The 17,794-nt window shown below is 73.7% G+C and carries 15 protein-coding genes; 8 read left to right on the top strand and 7 right to left on the bottom strand.

Annotated elements, in window-relative coordinates:
- Positions 1 to 58 precede the first annotated feature (58 nt).
- The 4 genes from ABVB68_RS20490 to ABVB68_RS20475 all read left to right on the top strand — a co-directional run bounded on the left by ABVB68_RS20490 (position 59) and on the right by ABVB68_RS20475 (position 7,318).
- The gene (locus ABVB68_RS20490; protein ID WP_353602519.1) at positions 59 to 1,531 is read left to right on the top strand and encodes an APC family permease; all 1,473 of its coding nucleotides are present in this window, start codon (positions 59 to 61) and stop codon (positions 1,529 to 1,531) included.
- A 219-nt stretch (positions 1,532 to 1,750) separates the two neighbouring features.
- Positions 1,751 to 4,402: a CocE/NonD family hydrolase gene (locus ABVB68_RS20485; protein ID WP_353602518.1), complete on the top strand. Its 2,652-nt coding sequence runs from the start codon at positions 1,751 to 1,753 to the stop codon at positions 4,400 to 4,402.
- The gene (locus ABVB68_RS20480) at positions 4,399 to 5,262 is read left to right on the top strand and encodes an ABC transporter permease (protein WP_353602517.1); all 864 of its coding nucleotides are present in this window, start codon (positions 4,399 to 4,401) and stop codon (positions 5,260 to 5,262) included. The genes ABVB68_RS20485 and ABVB68_RS20480 overlap by 4 nt, the downstream gene beginning before the upstream one ends.
- Before the next feature lie 136 nt (positions 5,263 to 5,398).
- Positions 5,399 to 7,318, top strand: a complete 1,920-nt coding sequence (locus ABVB68_RS20475) for an AMP-dependent synthetase/ligase (protein WP_353602516.1) — start codon at positions 5,399 to 5,401, stop codon at positions 7,316 to 7,318.
- Between the two features lie 51 nt (positions 7,319 to 7,369).
- Here ABVB68_RS20475 and ABVB68_RS20470 read toward each other — a convergent pair whose 3' ends face one another.
- The gene (locus tag ABVB68_RS20470) at positions 7,370 to 7,774 is read right to left on the bottom strand and encodes a rodlin (RefSeq protein WP_353602515.1); all 405 of its coding nucleotides are present in this window, start codon (positions 7,772 to 7,774) and stop codon (positions 7,370 to 7,372) included.
- Between the two features lie 246 nt (positions 7,775 to 8,020).
- Here ABVB68_RS20470 and ABVB68_RS20465 point away from each other — a divergent pair, with 246 nt between their 5' ends.
- The 3 genes from ABVB68_RS20465 (at position 8,021) to ABVB68_RS36980 (ending at position 10,037) form a co-directional block, all read left to right on the top strand.
- Entirely contained in the window at positions 8,021 to 8,419 is a 399-nt protein-coding gene (locus ABVB68_RS20465) for a rodlin (RefSeq protein WP_353602553.1), read from the top strand.
- 242 nt (positions 8,420 to 8,661) lie between these two features.
- A complete protein-coding gene (locus ABVB68_RS20460) occupies positions 8,662 to 8,889 on the top strand; it encodes a chaplin (protein ID WP_353602514.1) in 228 nt (75 codons plus the stop codon).
- A 116-nt stretch (positions 8,890 to 9,005) separates the two neighbouring features.
- The gene (locus tag ABVB68_RS36980; RefSeq protein WP_503006204.1) at positions 9,006 to 10,037 is read left to right on the top strand and encodes a chaplin; all 1,032 of its coding nucleotides are present in this window, start codon (positions 9,006 to 9,008) and stop codon (positions 10,035 to 10,037) included.
- A 79-nt stretch (positions 10,038 to 10,116) separates the two neighbouring features.
- Here the strand turns inward: ABVB68_RS36980 and ABVB68_RS20445 are convergent, their stop codons facing one another.
- Complete coding sequence (locus ABVB68_RS20445; RefSeq protein WP_353602513.1) at positions 10,117 to 11,373, bottom strand: NAD(P)-binding domain-containing protein; 1,257 nt, start codon at positions 11,371 to 11,373, stop codon at positions 10,117 to 10,119.
- A complete protein-coding gene (locus ABVB68_RS20440) occupies positions 11,373 to 12,686 on the bottom strand; it encodes a carboxylate--amine ligase (protein ID WP_353602512.1) in 1,314 nt (437 codons plus the stop codon). Before ABVB68_RS20440 ends, ABVB68_RS20445 begins: the two co-directional genes overlap by 1 nt.
- 153 nt (positions 12,687 to 12,839) lie before the next feature.
- On the opposite strand from ABVB68_RS20440, the gene ABVB68_RS20435 reads away from it, so the two are divergent.
- Positions 12,840 to 14,162: a glycoside hydrolase family 26 protein gene (locus ABVB68_RS20435; RefSeq protein ID WP_353602511.1), complete on the top strand. Its 1,323-nt coding sequence runs from the start codon at positions 12,840 to 12,842 to the stop codon at positions 14,160 to 14,162.
- Here ABVB68_RS20435 and ABVB68_RS20430 read toward each other — a convergent pair.
- The 4 genes from ABVB68_RS20430 to ABVB68_RS20415 are packed head-to-tail and all read right to left on the bottom strand — an operon-like array spanning position 14,159 to position 17,776.
- A complete protein-coding gene (locus tag ABVB68_RS20430) occupies positions 14,159 to 15,283 on the bottom strand; it encodes a GNAT family N-acetyltransferase (RefSeq protein WP_353602510.1) in 1,125 nt (374 codons plus the stop codon). The genes ABVB68_RS20435 and ABVB68_RS20430 overlap by 4 nt on opposite strands.
- Entirely contained in the window at positions 15,280 to 15,933 is a 654-nt protein-coding gene (locus ABVB68_RS20425) for a lipopolysaccharide biosynthesis protein (RefSeq protein WP_353602509.1), read from the bottom strand. The genes ABVB68_RS20430 and ABVB68_RS20425 overlap by 4 nt, the downstream gene beginning before the upstream one ends.
- A complete protein-coding gene (locus tag ABVB68_RS20420; RefSeq protein WP_353602508.1) occupies positions 15,930 to 17,087 on the bottom strand; it encodes a glycosyltransferase in 1,158 nt (385 codons plus the stop codon). The genes ABVB68_RS20425 and ABVB68_RS20420 overlap by 4 nt, the downstream gene beginning before the upstream one ends.
- Positions 17,084 to 17,776, bottom strand: coding sequence for a polysaccharide deacetylase family protein (locus ABVB68_RS20415; protein WP_353602507.1), 693 nt, complete (start codon positions 17,774 to 17,776; stop codon positions 17,084 to 17,086). The genes ABVB68_RS20420 and ABVB68_RS20415 overlap by 4 nt, the downstream gene beginning before the upstream one ends.
- Between the last annotated feature and the right edge of the window lie 18 nt (positions 17,777 to 17,794).

Raw genomic sequence — 17,794 nt, 5'->3', positions numbered from 1 at the left:
GCCGGAGGCGATAGCGCTCCCGCCCCCCTCAGTCGCACGAGTCGATCGGAACCGCCGCATGAGCGACACGCTCCGCCCTGTCGAGACAGCCGTCACAGCACCTTCCGTGGCCGCTGACAGCCCCCAGAAGCTCAAGCGTTCCATCGGCGTGGTCGGCGGCACCCTGCTGACGCTCTCCTGCGTCACGCCCGCCTCGACACTGTTCGTGGTCGTCCCGGACCTGTTCGGCTCCCTCGGCACCGCCACCGCCCTGACGATCGCCATCGGCTCCCTCCTCTGTATCGCCGTGGCGTTCTGCTACTCCGAACTGGGCACCCTCATCCCCAGCGCGGGCGGCGAGTACGCGATGGTGTCGACCATGGCCGGGCGGCTCGCCGGCTGGCTGGTCTTCGTGCTCTCCCTGCTGGTCGTCATGATCGTGCCGCCCGTCATCGCGATGGGCACCGCCGACTACCTCGCCCCGATCGTGCACCTCGACCCCGCGATGACCGGCGCCGGCGTGATGCTGCTCGCCACCCTGGCCGGCCTGCTCGACCTGCGCGCCAACGCCTGGATCACCGGCATCTTCCTGGTCCTGGAGGTCATCGCCGCCGGCGTCGTCGCGCTGCTGGGCTTCACCCACAGCCACCGCGGCGTGGGCAGCCTGGTCTCCATGCAGGTGGCCGGCGAGCACGGCCACACGGACACCGTGACGGCCATGCTGGTCGTGTCCGGACTCGCCATCGCCCTCTTCGTCACCCAGGGCTTCTCGACCGCCGTGTACCTCTCCGAGGAACTGGAGCACCCCCGACGCAACGTGGCCCGCACGGTCCTCGCCACCCTGGCCATCTCCACCGTGATCATCCTGGTCCCCGTCGCCGCCATCACCCTGGGCGCCGGCGACCTGAAGGAGCTGACCGGCGGCGACATCAGCTCCATGGTCACCGCCTGGTCCAACTCCGCGGTCGGCACCTTCGTCAGCCTCTGCGTCGCCCTCGCCATCATCAACGCGGGCATCGTCATGGTCATCCAGAACTCCCGCGTCCTGTTCGCCTCCGCCCGCGACAAGGCCTGGCCCGGCCCGGTCAACAACGTCTTCTCCAAGCTCGGCCGCTTCGGCTCCCCGTGGGTGGCCACGCTCGCCGTCGGCGTCCCGGGCGCGCTGCTCTGCTTCGTCAACCTGGACACCCTGTACGGCGTCACCGGCGTCTCGGTGACCGGCATGTACCTGCTGGTCGCGGTCGCCGCCCTGCTGGGCCGCCGCGGCGCCCACAAGCACACCACCGCCTGGCGGATGCCGCTGTGGCCCGTGGTGCCGGTCCTCCTGATCGCCGTCCTCGCGTACATCCTCACCCAGCAGGAGACGGGCTACCTGCTGTGGACCGGCGGCATCACCGCCGTCGCCACCCTGTACTGGGCGCTCTACCTGCGCCCGCGCCGCGAGACCCGCTGGCTGGTGTCGATCCCCGAGGACGCACAGCTCCCGCAGACCACGGCGGCCATCCCGGCCCAGCCCGGCCGGCCGGCGGCCGAGGGGATCACGCGCCCTTGACCGCCCGGAGGGGCGTCGACCGGAGGGGCCTCAAGGGGGCGGGGACAACCACGCGATCGGCCACCGCGAACCCGTAGCGGGCCGATCCCGGTGGAGACCGACCCGACGTGCCGTACCACGACCGCGGTACGGCACGTCGAACCTCTCCTCCCGAGGGAGGGGTGACCGGTCGACCCGGGGTCGGCAGCGCTTGCCGGTGCCGCCCCGTACCGTTGAGCCATGGATCTTCGACTGCCCGCGTTGCGGGGGCTGCGGCGGCGGCCGCGCCGGCTCGTCGCCGCCGCGGCCGCCGTCGTGGTACTCGCCGGCGCCGGCACCTGGACGGCCGCCGTCGCCTCCGGCGACGCCCGGCCGGTCCGCGTCAGCGACCGGATCATGGCGGTCGACGGGGAGAGCCTGGACACCTCGTTCTTCGCCCCGGCCGACGCCGGCCGGCACCCCGCCGTCCTGCTGGCGCACGGCTTCGGCGCCAGCAAGGACGACATGCGGCAGCAGGCAGAGGACCTCGCCCGGGACGGGTACGCGGTCCTGACCTGGTCCGCGCGCGGCTTCGGCCGGTCCACCGGGAAGATCGGCCTCAACGACCCGGCCGGCGAGGTCACCGACGTCTCCCGGCTCATCGACTGGCTGGCGAAACAGCCCCAGGTCCGCCTCGACCGGCCCGGCGACCCGCGCGTGGGCATGGCCGGCGGCTCCTACGGCGGTGCGGTCTCCCTGCTCGCCGCCGCGCACGACCACCGCGTCGACGCCATCGCGCCGGCCATCACCTACTGGAACCTCGCGGACGCCCTGTTCCCCAACGGCGTCTTCAAGAAGCTGTGGACCGGCGTCTTCTTCAACACCGGCGGCGGCTGCGCCCGCTTCCAGCCCGCCCTGTGCCGGATGTACGACCGGGTCGCCGAGTCCGGCACGCCGGACGCGGCCGCCCGCGCGCTCCTGGAGGCGCGCTCGCCGTCCGCCGTGGGCGACCGCATCAAGGTGCCCACCCTGCTGACGCAGGGCCAGACGGACTCCCTGTTCACGCTCGGCCAGTCCGACGCCGCGGCGCGGGCGATCCGCGCGAACGGCGCCCCGGTCGACGTCGACTGGATCGCCGGCGGCCACGACGGCGGGGACATGGAGACCGGCCGGGTGCGGACCCGCGTGCGTGCCTGGTTCGACCGGTACCTGAAGGGCGACCGCGGCGCCGGCACCGGCCCGGCCTTCCGGGTCACCCGCACCGGCGGCGTCGACTCCACCGACGGCACGGCCCGGCTGCGCGGCGCGAGTGCCGCCGCCTACCCCGGGCTGCACGACCACCGCCACGCCGTCGCCCTCACCGGCGGCGAGCAGCACGTCGTCAACCCGCCCGGCGCCAGCCCGCCCGGCGTCTCCGCGCTCCCCGGCCTCGGCGGCTCCGGCGGCCTCGCCCAGCTGTCCGCGCTCGGCGTCGGCGTCTCCCTCGACTTCCCCGGCCAGTCCGCCCGGTTCGACTCGGCGCCGCTCACCCGCGACCTGCGGATCACCGGCGCGCCGACCGCCACCGTCCACGTCACCTCCACCCGCGACGACGCCGTCCTGTTCGGCAAGGTCTACGACGTCGGCCCCGACGGCACCCGGCAGGTCCTGCCCGCCCAACTGGTCACCCCCTTCCGGGTGACCGGCGCCCGGGCGGGCAAGGACGTCACCGTCACCCTCCCCGCGATCGACCACGAGGTGCAGAAGGGCCACCGGCTCCGGCTGGTCCTCGCCTCCACCGACCTCGGCTACGCCTCCCCGGCCGCCCCGGCGACCTACACCGTCTCCCTGAAGGGGGCCCTCGACGTACCCACGGCCCCCGCCGTCACCACCGCCGCGGCACCGCTGGCCGCCTGGGTCTGGTGGCTTCCCGCGACCGGCGCGCTGCTCGCGCTCGCCCTGCTGTTCACCGGCCGCCGCCGCACGGCCGCCCCCGCCCCCGGCCCCGCGGCGGCCGAAGTGCCGCTGGTGATCGAGGGCCTGACCAAGCGCTACGCCCGCTCCACCGACCGGTACGCGGTGCGCGAGCTGTCCTTCCGCGTGGAGAAGGGGCAGGTGCTCGGCCTGCTCGGACCCAACGGCGCGGGCAAGACCACCACCCTGCGCATGCTGATGGGCCTGATCAAGCCGGACGACGGTGAGATCCGCGTCTTCGGGCACCCCGTCCGGCCCGGCGCGCCGGTGCTGTCCCGGGTCGGCGCGTTCGTGGAGGGCGCCGGCTTCCTGCCCCATCTCTCCGGCCGGGAGAACCTGGAGCTGTACTGGCGCGCCACCGGCCGGCCGCCCGAGGACGCCCATCTGGACGAGGCCCTGCGCGTCGCCGGGCTCGGCGACGCGCTCGCCCGCGCGGTGCGCACCTACTCCCAGGGCATGCGCCAGCGCCTCGCCATCGCCCAGGCCATGCTCGGCCTGCCCGACCTGCTGATCCTCGACGAGCCGACCAACGGCCTCGACCCGCCCCAGATCCGCGAGATGCGCGAGGTGATGATCCGCTACGCGGCCGGCGGCCGTACGGTGATCGTCTCCAGCCACCTCCTCGCCGAGGTCGAGCAGTCCTGCACCCACCTGGTGGTGATGGACCGCGGCCGGCTCGTCCAGGCCGGCCCCGTACGGGAGATCATCGGCTCCGGCGACACCCTGCTGGTCGGCACCGCGACGCCGGTGGAGGAAGCGGCCGCGGAGAAGGTGGCCGCGCTGCCCGGCGTCGCCTCCGCCGTGCGCACCGACGACGGACTGCTGGTCCGGCTCGAACCCGGCGGCACGGCCGAGCAGCTGGTCGTGGAGCTGGTCCGCCTGGCGGTGCCGGTCGCCTCGGTCGGCCCCCACCGCCGCCTGGAGGACGCCTTCCTCACCCTGATCGGAGGTTCCGCATGAGCACGCTCGCCGAGCGCACCGAGACGGCGACCGGCTACCACGCGGGCCGCACGCTGCCGCTGCGCGTGGAGCTGGTCCGCCAGCTCAAGCGGCGCCGCACCCTGGTCATGGGCGCGATCCTGGCCGCGCTGCCGTTCGTCCTGCTGATCGCCTTCGCCGTCGGCGGCACCCCGGACGGCCGCAACAACCAGGTGACGCTGATGGACACGGCCACCGCGTCCGGTGCCAACTTCGCCGCCGTGAACCTGTTCGTGTCGGCGGGTTTCCTGCTGGTGGTCCCGGTCGCCCTGTTCTGCGGGGACACCGTGGCCTCGGAGGCGAGCTGGTCCTCCCTGCGCTATCTGCTGGCCGCGCCCGTGCCCCGGGCCCGGCTGCTGTGGTCCAAGCTGGTCGTCGCGCTCGGGCTGAGCCTCGCCGCGATGGTGCTGCTGCCGGTCGTGGCCCTCGCCGCCGGCACGGCCGCCTACGGCTGGGGCCCGCTGCAGATACCCACCGGCGGCGCGCTGGCCACCGGTACGGCGGCGCAGCGGCTGCTGGTGGTCGTGGCGTACATCTTCGTGTCCCAGCTCGTCACCGCCGCACTGGCGTTCTGGCTGTCGACCAGGACGGACGCGCCGCTCGGCGCCGTCGGCGGCGCGGTCGGGCTGACCATCGTCGGCAATGTGCTGGACGCCGTCACCGCCCTGGGGCACTGGCGCGACTTCCTGCCCGCGCACTGGCAGTTCGCCTGGGCCGACGCCGTCCAGCCGCACCCCGAGTGGTCCGGCATGATCCAGGGCACGGCGATCTCGGTGACGTACGCCGTCGTGCTGTTCGCCCTGGCCTTCCGCGGATTCGCCCGCAAGGACGTCGTCTCCTAGGCCGGCACGGCGATCGCCGCCGAGGACGAACCGCCCGACGCCGCGTTCGCACAGCCCATTGACCTTTCCTTACTTACGAGTAAGTTGACGCACCGGTAAGGACCTTGCAGGGCACGAGCCGCATCCGGGAGCCGTCATGGGCGTACGCAGGGATCTGAAACGGGCACGGCGGCGCGCCGACCTGGCGGCCCGGGGGTCGGTGGAGCTGGTCAGGGACGCGACGGGCACCGTGCGCGAGGTCCGCGCGGCCCCCCTGGCACCGCCGCTCACCACCGGCTCCATGGCCGACCTGCCGTTCACGCACGCCGCCGAGACCCCCACCGCGGTGCTGCTGCGCCGCCGCGAGCGGGGCGCCTGGCACCCGGTCACCGCGGCGGCCTTCGCCGCCGAGGTCGCCGCGGTCGCGAAGGGGCTGGTCGCCGCCGGACTGGAAACGGGCGACCGGGTGGCCGTGATGTCCCGCACCCGCTACGAGTGGACCGTCCTGGACTTCGCGATCTGGGCGGCCGGCGGCCAGTCCGTGCCCGTCTACCCCACCTCCTCCGCCGAGCAGGTGGAGTGGATCGTCCGCGACTCCGGTGCCCGGTTCGCCGTCACCGAGACCGCCGGGAACGCGGTCACGGTCACCACCGGCACGGCCGGCCACGCCCGCCCCCCGCGCCTGTGGCAGCTCGATGCGGGCGCCCTCGCCGACCTGACCGGTCTCGGCCGTGACGTCCTCGACGAGGAACTCCTCAAGAGGCGTGGGGCGCTGACCCCCGGCACCGTCGCCACCGTCTGCTACACCTCCGGCACGACGGGCCGGCCCAAGGGCTGCGTCCTCACCCATGCCAACCTGCACGCCGAGGCCGCCAACACCGTGGAGCTGCTGCACCCGGTGTTCCAGGCCGTCACCGGCCGGACGGCCTCCACCCTGCTCTTCCTCCCGCTCGCCCACATACTCGGCCGCACCCTGCAACTCGCCTGCCTGCTGGCCCGCATCGAGACCGGCCACTTCCCGAGCGTCCGGCCCGACGAGCTCAGGCCCGCACTGAGGGAGTTCCGGCCCACCTTCCTGGTGGGTGTGCCGTACCTCTTCGAGAAGATCCACGACACCGGCCGGGCCACCGCCGAGAAGATCGGCCGTGCCGCCTCCTTCGACCGGGCCGACCGGATCGCCGTCCGCTTCGGCGAGGCCTACCTGCACAAGTTCCTCGGCACCGGCAAGGGCCCGGGCCCCGGCCTGTACGCCGCCTGGGCCCTGTACGACCTGCTGGTCTACCGGCGCATCCGCAAGGAGCTGGGCGGCCGCATGCGCTACGCCATCAGCGGCGGATCCCCGCTGGACCGCAACCTCAACCTGTTCTTCCACGCCGCCGGCATCATCGTCTACGAGGGCTACGGCCTGACCGAGACGTCCGCCGCCGCCACCATCGTGCCCCCGCTCGCGCCCCGCCCCGGCACGGTCGGCCTGCCCGTCCCGGGGGTCTGCGTACGGATCGCGGACGACGGCGAAGTGCTGGTCAAGGGCGGCGTCGTGTTCGGCTCGTACTGGAACGATCCGGCGGCCACGGACGCCGTGCTCGCCGACGGCTGGTTCGCCACCGGCGACCTGGGCTCCCTGGACCAGGACGGCTACCTCACCATCACCGGCCGGAAGAAGGACATCCTCGTCACCTCCGGCGGCAAGAACGTCGCGCCGGCCGTCCTGGAGGACCGGCTGCGCAGCCGCTCGCCGGTCGGGCAGTGCGTGGTCGTCGGCGACAACCGGCCCTTCGTCGCCGCCCTGATCACCCTCGACCCGGAGGCACTCGCGCACTGGCTGGCGGTCCGTGGGCTGGCGCCCGGCACCTCTGTCGCCGAGCTGGCCCGCGACGAACGGCTGCGGGCGGAGGTGCAGAAGGCGGTCGACTACGCCAACGAGGCGGTCTCGCGCGCCGAGTCGATCCGTGCCTTCGCACTCGTCGAGGGGGAGTTCACCGAGGAGAACGGGCTGCTCACCCCGTCGCTGAAGGTGAGACGGCACGCGGTGACGGCGGCGTACGCGGAGCGGATCGAGGCGCTGTACCGCCGCTGACACGCGGGAGCGGGCCGCCGAGACACTCGGCGGCCCGCTCCGGTGACGAGATCAGCTGCCGGCCTCGGAGTTCTGCGACAGGATCGACACGTCCTCCAGCAGGTGCGCCAGCGCACCGTCGCGCTTGGCGTTCGTGGAGTTCTCGGTGCACTGCTGCTGCATGTGGTCCGACAGGATCGGGATGTCCTGGACATTGACGCCGATGAGGGCGCCGACGCCGACCGGAATGTCGTTCACCGCGATGCACGGCTTGTTGAAGGAGCCCTGGATCAGCGCGATCTGGGGGCTCATGTTCCCGTACGTGGCCGAGTTGCCGTAGCTCTGCCACGAGCCGTTGCCGTTGGCGGCGGTCGGCCCGCTGTCGTTTCCGATCGCCAGCGCCTGCGGTGCCGCGGCAGCGGAGGCGCCGATGGCGGATGCGGCGACGGCCGCAGTGGCAACAATCTTCCTGATCATTGGCCAGTCCTTTCTGAGAAAACCCCGTCCACCGGAGCGTTCTGGTCAACTCCACGGACCCCGTGTGGTTTCTCCCGTTCACTCCGTCGGACGATGACTGGGCTGGTCGTGCGTTTTTCCGACTTCGTGATTTCCGGCCCCTGTCAGGATCTTGCGGGCCAACCGGGTGAATGGGCGCAACCATTCCCGATGCGTCGGGTTGATGTCGCCGTAGGGCATGCGTCGCTACGAGGAAAGGAACGCGAAGTGCTCAAGAAGGCAATGGTCGCCGCTGCGACCGCCGCTTCTGTCGTGGGAATGGCGGTGGCGGCCGCGCCGCAGGCGCTTGCCATCGGCAACGACGACGGGCCGACCGTCGCGAATGGCAACGGCGCCGTGTCGTCGTTCGGCAACTCGGCCACGCGGGGCGACATGAGCCCGCAGCTGTCGCTGGTGCAGGGCACGCTGAACAAGCCGTGTGTCGGCATCCAGGACGTGGATGTCGCGGTCGACGCCCTCATCGGCGTGACGGTCCAGGACATCCCGGTCCTGTCCGACCACCTGCAGCAGCAGTGTGCCGACAACTCCACGAACACCAAGCGGGACGGCGCGATCTCGCACGTCCTGGAGGACCTGTCGGTTCTCTCGGCCAACGGCGAAGGCTGAGCCGTTCAAGCCGGCCCGGGCCGTCCGCTGCATTTGTCTGCGGACTGCCCGGGCTTTTTTCCACGCAATTTCGGCCGAGGAGCACACGTGTGGGAAAGGCGGTGCGAAAGAGTGATTATCGCTCAGTTCGAGTTCCGCCGCCCACCCTTGCGTCTATGCCTCACTCCGTGCCACGACCGTCCACGTCGTGCTCACACGGTTCTGGCCGTCATCGGGGCATGACCCCAGAGAAGGGAACTTTCATGAAGAAGAGCGTTGCTGCCGTCGCGGGCGCCCTGCTGGCGCTGGGTCTGGCCGGGCCCGCCTTCGCCGACTCCGGTGCCGAGGGTGCGGCCGTCGGTTCGCCGGGCTTCCTGTCCGGCAACGTCGTCCAGGTGCCGATCCACATCCCGATCAACGTCTGCGGGAACACGGTCGACGTCATCGGCCTGCTGAACCCGACGTTCGGCAACGTCTGCGTCAACGACTGAGGCGCAGCACAAAGCACCAGCCCCGGCTGTGTCGTGGCCGGTCTTGGATCGTCGAACCTCGATTCTTCGTTCCGGGACCGGCCTTTTCCACTCCTTCGAGCAGGAAGACAACGAGATTGCGACAGACCCTCAGCAAGGGCATGGTCGTCGCCGCCGCAGCGACCAGCATGCTGTCCTTGTACGGCAGCTCAGCGCTCGCCGACACGGAAACACACGGCGCCGCCCAGGGATCGGCCGGCGTGCTCTCCGGCAACAACGTCCAGGCCCCGGTGAACGTCCCGGTCAACATCTGCGGCAACTCCGTGGACGCGGCCGCCGCACTGAACCCGGCGTTCGCCAACAAGTGTGCCAACCACGGTTCGCACACCGACGTCGTCGGCAAGCCGCACCATGACACGCAGGACACCGGCTACGGCGACTCCGACGACCGCACCACCCCTCCGTCGCACGACGAAGAGGACCACACCACCGCGCCCGCGTACGGGGGTGAGGACCACACCGGTGCGCCCGAGTACGGCGACGAGGACCGCACCACTCCTCCGTCGCACGACGAAGAGGACCGCACCACTGCGCCGGCGTACGGCGGTGAGGACCACACGACCCCGCCCTCGTACGGGAGTGACGACCGCACCACTCCTCCCGCGTACGGCGGTGAGGACCACACGACCCCGCCCTCGTACGGGAGTGACGACCGCACCACTCCGCCCGCGTACGGCGGTGAGGACCACACGACCCCGCCCTCGTACGGGAGTGATGACCACACGACCCCGCCCCCCTATGGCGGTGATGACCACACCACCCCACCTCCATACGGCGGTGATGACCACACCACCCCACCTCCATACGGCGGTGACGACCACACCACCCCGCCCCCGTATGGCGGGGACGACCACACCACCCCACCCCCGTACGGTGGTGACGACCACACCACCCCGCCCCCGTACGGCGGGGAGGAGACACCTCCACCTGGTGGGGAGACCACTCCGCCACCCCCCGGTGGCGAGGAGCACCACCCGGGGTCCCCGCCCTCCCTTCCGCACACCGGTGGTGACGGCCGGGCCATGCTCGCGACCTCAGCCGCCAGTGCCGCGCTGATCGCGGCCGGCACGATCCTGTACCGCCGCGGCCGGGCCACCACCGGCAAGTAGCGCGCGGGTGCCGGAGCCCAGTGCCCGGCACCCCCGCGGCTGCGACGCGCCCCGGGTACCGGTGCCCGTCGCAGCCTTCTCAGCGCCGTACCGCCTCCGGCAGGCCGTCACGCCTGCCGGACGGGACACGCCAGCCGGCCGGACCCGAGCGCAGCCGCCGCCTCACCCCGCGGACCAGCGTGCCCGCCGTGAAGGTCGCGCCGTGCACGAACCGCATCGCCGGGCCGAAGCCCGCCGCGGTGACGAGACCGGCCAGGAACAGGCCGGGGTACGACGACTCGAACTCCAGCCCCACTTCCGGCGCCCCGTCGGCGCCCGTCGCCAGCAGCGCGCGCAGCTCGGGGGAGAGCAGGCGCAGCCGGTCGCGGCCGGCGCGGAATCCCGTCGCCGCGATGACGTGCTCGGTCTCCAGCACACCGGCCCCACCCCGGCGGCCCGCCGTCTCCAGGCGCAGCCCGTACGGCACTTCCCGGGCGCTCACGATCTCCCGGCCGAGCACCACCTCCACCCGGCGCTCCACCCGCTCGCGCACCCACCAGGCACCCGCCGGGCCCAGCGCGCCGGCCGCGATCCGGGCCCGCGTCCGCTCCGGCAGCCGCCGGTACAGGCCCGGCCGCCCGGCGTAGAACCAGTTCCGCCAGCCGGGGCCGAGACCGCTGTGCGGGGAGCGGGCCGAGCGCCACCAGGGGCGCTCCCACGGGGGCGGCACGTCGTTCCAGCGCAGCCGGTCCGATCGGGCCAGCACCCGGGCCCGGCTGCCCTGTTCGGCGAGGAGCGCGGCCGTTTCCAGGGCCGCCTGGCCACCGCCGACCACCGTGACGTCCCGGTCGCGGAAGCGGTCGAGGTCGGCGTGGTCGCTGCTGTGCGAGACCAGGGCGGGCGGCAGGCCGTGCAGGGCGGCCGGGACCTCGGTGAACGGCAGCACACCCACGGCCAGCGCGACCGTGCGCGCGGTCAGCGTCTCCCGGTCCTCGGTGACGACGTCGAAGCCGCCGGTGCGCGGGGCCACCCGGAGCACGTTCCGCTCGTCGAGGGCGGGCACGGCGTTGCGGGCGAACCACAGGCCGTACTCCGCGAACACCTCCAGCCCGATCGGCTCGGCGTGCCGGGCCGTCATGCCCCGGAAGGCGCAGAAGACGTCGAGCCGCCAGCGGCCCTCCGGGTCGGACAGGTTGGACGCCCACGGCTCCGACTTCAGGAACATGCCGCGGGGCATGTGGTCGCGCCAGGCCTGCATGGGCCGTCCGAAGACACGGACGGTGAGCCCGGCCGCCGCGGCGTGCGAGGCGATCGACAGGCCGTACGGGCCGGCGCCCACCACCAGCAGGTCGTACATCAGCGGCTGCTCGCCTTCTCCTCGTCGGGGAAGCCGGCGACGCGGCCGGCCGGGAGATCCGTCAGGTCACCGTCCCGGTCCGGCAGGCCGTCCGACGGGTGCGCCGGCCGCGCGGGGCCCACCGGTGCGGGGGCCGGCCGGGGGCGCAGGCGTCCGGTGACGCGGCCCAGCGCGTGGCGGCACCACAGTGCCCACATCGCCGGGCCGGGGGCCGGGTCGTCCGCCGCGTACCAGGCCAGCTCCCGGCCCTCGGGCGCCCGGCGCAGCGCGGTCAGCGGGGCGTAGTTCTCCACCACGAACCGCCGCCCGGGTCGCGGCGCGCCGTCCGGCAGCGGCCGGTGCGTGAGGTCCAGGTGCAGGGCGCGTACGACGTCCAGGCCGGTGCTGTCGGTGAACAGCCGGAACTGGGCGCCGGGACGGGGGTTGAAGTCGAGGAGGTGGTAGCGGCCGGTGCTGCCGCAGCGACGGAAGTCCAGGTCGAGGACGCCCCGGTAGCCCAGCTCGGCCGTGAGCCGCTCGGCCAGTGCCCGCACCTGCGGGTTGGGTGTCCACTGGCCGGCCGCGGTCAGTCCCGCGCCGCGCGGCCAGGCCAGGTGTTTGCGGCCGGATCCACCGGCCCGCAGGATGCCGGTGCGGTCGCTGTACCCGTGGAAGAACCAGTCGCGGTCCGGCCCCGGCGGCAGGAACGTCTGGAACAGCAGCGCGCTGCCCGCCTCCCCGGCACGCAGGTACAGCTCCCGCGCCTCCCGCGCCGAACGCACCACCACCGTGGAGCGCAGCCCGCGGCCGGCGGGGACCAGCCAGGGACGGCTCCACTTGGCCACCACCGGAAGACCCAGCCGCCAGGTGGCCGCCGCCGCGTCGTCGGCGCTGTCCGGGACCAGGGTCACCGGGTGCGGGATGCCGGCGGCGGCGCACACCTCGGCCAGCCGCACCTTGTCGGCGACCCGTTCGGGCAGCAGGCGGGGCTGCTGCGGCAGCAGATAGGAGGAGGCGAGTTCCTCGCGGAGCCGGGCGGCGGCGACGGCGCTCGCGTCGTCCAGCGGGACGAGCACGGCGGGGCGTGCGATGCGGGCCGCGACCCGGCGCAGCACCGCGGCGATCTCGCCGGGGGAGGCGCCGGGCCGCGGCGGGGGGTGCAGCCGGCGCACGAATCGCGAGGCGCGAACCGGGCTTGCGGTGGTGTCGGCGACGACGTGCACGTCCACTCCGGCTCTGCCGAGGGAGCGTACGGCGCCCAGGGTGCCGTGGTGAAAGGGATTGGGGTCGAGGCGCAGCAGAACTGCGGGGACCCGGATGTCCAGCAGCGACACGGGTGTTCTTCCCTTCTCGTCCGTTCGCCCGTGCGGCGGTTCGGGCCCACCTGAAAGCCGTAACCCCGCCGACGGAATTCATATTGATATGACTGTGTGTCAATAACAGGAAGCAGACAGTGGAAACGCAGTGGTGTGGAGGGAGGAGCAGGCATGGCTGCACAGCAGCGAGGGGACCGCTTCCGCCGGCTGACCGTGGTCGCGGTGGCGGTCGCCGCGTCGGCCGCTCTGGTGGCCGGCCCCGGAACGGCGGCCGGGGCGGTGCGGTTCGCCGATCCGCCCGTCCCGGCGCCGACCGGCGCGCCGAGCCCGATGAGCCCGCCGAGCCCGGCCACCCCGACAGCCCCGGTCAGCCCGGCCACCCCGACAGCCCCGGTCAGCCCGGCCGTCCCGACCACCCCGGCGGCCCCGGCGACCGCCAAGGCCGTCCCGCCCTTCGGTGCCTTCCTCGACTCCGGGCCGAGGGGTGTGGCGCGCATGGCCGAGCTGGGCCACTGGCTCGGCGGGACCGAGCTGAAGGTGGCGCACACCTATCTGCCCGGCGGCCAGTGGGAGGACATCGAGGGGCCGCCCGGCTTCCTGGACGTATGGGCCCACTGGCGGCTCGAGAAGGCCGACCGGACCCTCGTCCTCAACGTGCCCATGCAGGAACGCAACGAGGAGCACGTCTCCGACGCCGAGGTGCGGCGGCTGCTGCGGCAGGCCGCGGCCGGCGCGTTCGACCACCACTTCAAGGCCCTGGCCGAGCGGCTGGTGCGGCTGAACGTGCCGGACACGGTGATCGTGCTCGGCTGGGAGATGAACGGCGTCACCTACACCCATCGGTGCGGACCGGACCCGCAGTCCTGGAAGACGTACTGGAACAGGATCGTCACCACCATGCGGTCGGTGCCGGGCCAGAGGTTCCGGTTCGACTTCACGCCCAGCCGCGGCCGGGACGCCGTGCCCTGGACCGAGTGCTACCCGGGCGACGACACGGTCGACATCATCGGCATGGACTCCTACGACCAGCCGACCGGAATGTCGTTCGACGAACAGGTGAGGGAGCCCTACGGCCTGCAGCAGCACGTGGACTTCGCGAAAGCCCACGGCAAGCCCATCTCCTACCCGGAATGGGGGCTCTTCCGCAACGGTGACAACGCCGAGTACATGCGGCGCATGCTCGCCTGGATCGACGAGCACCAGCCGCTGTACAACACGCTGACCGACTACTGCCCGCACGGCGTGTGGCAGTGCACGGGAAACCCCCGGGCGTCCCGGCTCTACCGGGCGGCGCTGTACGGCCGCACCGACCAGCCGGCCCCCACCCCCACCCCGACACCGATGCCGATCCCGATTCCCGCGACCGAGCCGGCCCCGACGCCCACCCAGAAGCCGCCGGCCAACTGCTCGCCGCTGGAACTGGGCGACTGGGTCGAGCACTGGCTCGGCGGCAAGCTCTGCCTCCGGCTCGACTGGTGGTCGCGCAGCCGCTAGCCCTGGCCGCGTTCCCGCCACCGGCGCAGCACCTCCTTGCCCCGCTGCCGGGCGGCCGCGTCGCACAGCGCGGCCGTCAGCAGCGGGGCGGTGCGCCGCCGGGCCAGCAGCAGCCGCTGGTTGACGACCGGTTCGGGACGCCAGTGGTGTTTGTACGGCTCGTCGCCGCGCAGCAGGCTCAGTGTGCCGCGCCCGGCCGCGGCGGCCTGCTCGGCACAGGCGTCGAGCAGCATCACCGCCACGTCCGCCTTGCGTTCGCGCAGGCCCGGATGGGCGCCGTAGAGGTAACCGCCGGCGAGGCCGGGCGAGAGCAGGCTCAGATCGACGGCCACCACCTCTCCGTCGAGCCGGAACTCGGTGACCACCGCGCTCCCGGAGCGCACCATCGGGCCGACCGCCCGCACCAGGTGCGCCCGGAAGCGGGGACTGAGATGCTCGGACGTGACCTTGCGCCCCTGCCACTGCAGCCGGTGCAGCTCCAGCAGCCGGCCGAGCGCCGCGTCCACGTCCTCGGGACCGACCGCCCGCCGCCGTACGCCGAGCGCGGTCAGCTTGCGCAGCTTGGCCCGTACCCGCTGGGCCTTGTTCGACGGCAGCCGGGCCACCAGTTCGTCCATGGGCACGGCCGGCAGCTCCAGGCACACCGAGTCCCGCAGCACGCGACGCGGACCGGGCCAGCGGTCGTAGACCCGCTCCACCGCGCCGCCCGGCCGCACCTCGCGGAAGTCGATCAGCGCCGTACGGGCCGTGTCCGCCAGCGTCTCGGTGAGCGCGCCGGCCGCGCCCCCGGCATCGTCGTCGTCCAGCAGCAGGTCCGCGTAGTCGGAGATCGCCCCGCCGAGCGGTACCAGCGCGGGCAGCGGCCGGCGGACCAGCATCAGGGGGGCGGCGGCCACCAGTTCCTCACCGGAGCGCACCAGCACCAGCCTGAGCCGGCCAGGCCTGCCGTAGGACAGCCACCACGAGTGCAGCCAGGCGTGGCTCTGGAACGGGGTCGCGGCGGCGCACCGTGCGTACAGCCGGTCCCAGGCCGGGGCCAGGCGCGCGAAGGCGGCCTCGTCGGTGACGAGTTCGGCGGCGAGAGCGGGCTGGGCGGCGCGCGCCGTGCAGGTCGCGGTCACGGCCGGCCGTGCGCGTCGGCGGCGACGGCCGGACCGGGCACCGAGGCCACCGGCGCGGCCTCTCCGGCCGGCGGGCGCCGCGGCCGCGTCAGCAGCGCGAGACCGCCGAGCAGGCCGCCCGCGCTCGCCCCGACCAGCCCCGTCACCCCGGCCGACGCGGAGGCCGGCGCGGTGGGCTTCACCGCCTTGGAGAACTGCAGGAGTTCGACGTGTGTGTCGGCCTTGACGCCGTCGGCCTGCCGGGTGAGCGCGCGGGCGACCGCGTCGGCCATGGCGGCGGCCCGCGCCGGGTGGGCTGAGGTGGCGGAGACGGCGACCATCGGGGCGTCCGGGGAGGTCGCGGTGCGCACGCTGTCGCGCAGGGTGTTCACCGGGACCCCGGCCGACTTCCCGGCGTCGCCGAGCACCGCGAGCTGGGTGGCGACCCGCCCGTAGGCCTGTGCGAAACCCAGGGCGGTGGCGGTGTCGGACCTCCCCGTGGGCACCGCGATGACATAGCTGGTCGCCGTGTACGTGGGCGTCTTCAGCGCCCCGTACGCGCCGCCCAGCAGCCCGCCCGCGAGGACCCCGGCCGCCACGAACGACCAGGACGGCAGCGCGCGGCGGAGTCGGGAGGTGTGGGTGTGCCGGGGAGTGTGGATCTCGGTCATGACGGGCTTGCTCCCTGCTGGATCGGGACCTGGGGGGACGTGCGGGCGAGCGCGGCCGCGTACACGTCCATGAGCCGGGTGGCGCTGCGGGTGATGCAGTAGTGGCGGGCCGCCTCCGGGGCGGCGCGCGGGCCGGGCCCGGCGGCCCGGACACCGGCGAGCGCGCGGGCGTAGGCGCCGGCGTCGCAGGGGACGCGCACCGCGTACGGCGCGGCCTCGGGCGGCAGGTCCTCCAGGGCCGGACAGGACGTGTACCGCACCGGCAGGCCGGCCGCGAGCGCCTCCACGACCGCGAGTCCGAACGCCTCCTCGGGGCACGGCGCGGCGAGTACGTCCATCGCCGAGACCAGCGCGGGCAGGTCGGGGCCGGGCGAACCGTCGGCGACGTACGGCCGCTCGCCCGCGAACAGCACCCGGCCGGCGACCCCCGCCCGCTCGGCGGCCCGGCGCAGCGCGCCCTCCTCCGGGCCCCCGCCGACCAGCAGCAGCCTGCAGTCGGCCGGCAGCCGGGCGAAGGCCTCGATCAGCACGCCGAAGCGCTTGCCGGGTGCGAGGCGGCCGATGCCGCCGACGACGAACGCGTCGGGGGGCAGGCCGAGTCGCTCGCGGGTGCGGCGGCGGGCCACCGGGTCGAAGGCGAACCGGGCCAGGTCGATGCCGTTGGGGACGACCGCGATGCGCCGCTCGGGCACGCCCCAGCGGGTGAGCCGTTCGGCGACCGTGGCGGAGACGGCGACGGTGGACCGGCCGAGGCGCTCGCCCAGCAGATACAGGCCGCGCACCCCCGCCGTGAGCGGCCGGCCCTCCAGCTGCGAGTCGCCGAGGGAGTGCTCGGTGGCCACGACCGCGCGGACACCGGCCAGCCGGGCGGCGATCCGGCCGTACAGACAGGCCCGGTACAGATGGGTGTGCACGAGGTCGTAGCGGCCGTCCCGGATCAGGCGCACCAGCCGGGGCAGCGCGGCCAGATCGCGGTTGCCGGCCATGCCGAGGTGTTCCACCCGCACCCCGTCGGCCGCCAGCCCGGCGGCCACCGCCCCGGGGTTGGTCAGCGTCACCACATCGCACGCCACCGGCAAGTGGCGTAGCAGCAGCCGCAGTTGCTGCTCGGCCCCGCCGACCCCGAGCCCCGTGATGATGTGCAGGGCCCTCACCGCAGCCCCTCGACGGGCCGCCGGCGCAAGCGGTGCAGCCGGTACTTGAGGAACAGGCGCACGGGGGTGTCGTTCTGCCCGATGTGCAGGCGCGGCAGGACGTACGGGCCGGTCAGCCCGCCGGGGTCGATGGCACAGGCGTAGCCGTAACCGGCCTGCCGTACGGCGTCCACGGCGCGCCGGTCGACCGTGCCGTACGGGTAGCAGAAGCCGGTGACCGGCACCCCGGTCAGCTCCCCCAGCAGCGTGCGGCTGTCGGCGGTCTCGGCCTTCAGCAGGGCGTCGTCGGCGCGCGTGAGGTCGACGTGGGTGAGGCCGTGCGAACCGATCTCCACACCGGCGTCCGCGGCACGCCGGATGCCCTCGGCGGTCAGCAGCGGCTTGCGCGGGCCCCGCGGATCCCAGGCGTTGTCGCCGCCGGTCCGGCCGGGCAGCACGAACAGGGTGGCCGTGCACTTGTGGCGGGCCAGCACGGGAAGAGCGTGGTCCAGGAAGTCGGCGTAGCCGTCGTCGAAGGTGAGGCCCACCAGGTCCCGCCCCTCGCCCCTGGCGCGGGCGGCGAGCAGTTCGGCCACCGAGACCCCGTGCAGCCCGTGTTCGCGCAGCCAGCGCAGCTGCCGGTCCAGCCGGTCGGGGGTGACCGTGATGCGGTAGGGGTCGTCGGAGCAGTCGCCGACCGAGTGGTACATCGCGATCCACGGGACGCG

Origin of the sequence: Streptomyces sp. NPDC096012 (genome assembly GCF_040426375.1) — a bacterium.
GTDB lineage: Bacteria > Actinomycetota > Actinomycetes > Streptomycetales > Streptomycetaceae > Streptomyces.
Note: the sequence above shows the minus strand (reverse complement) of the source record. Positions and strands in the feature narration are given on the sequence as shown.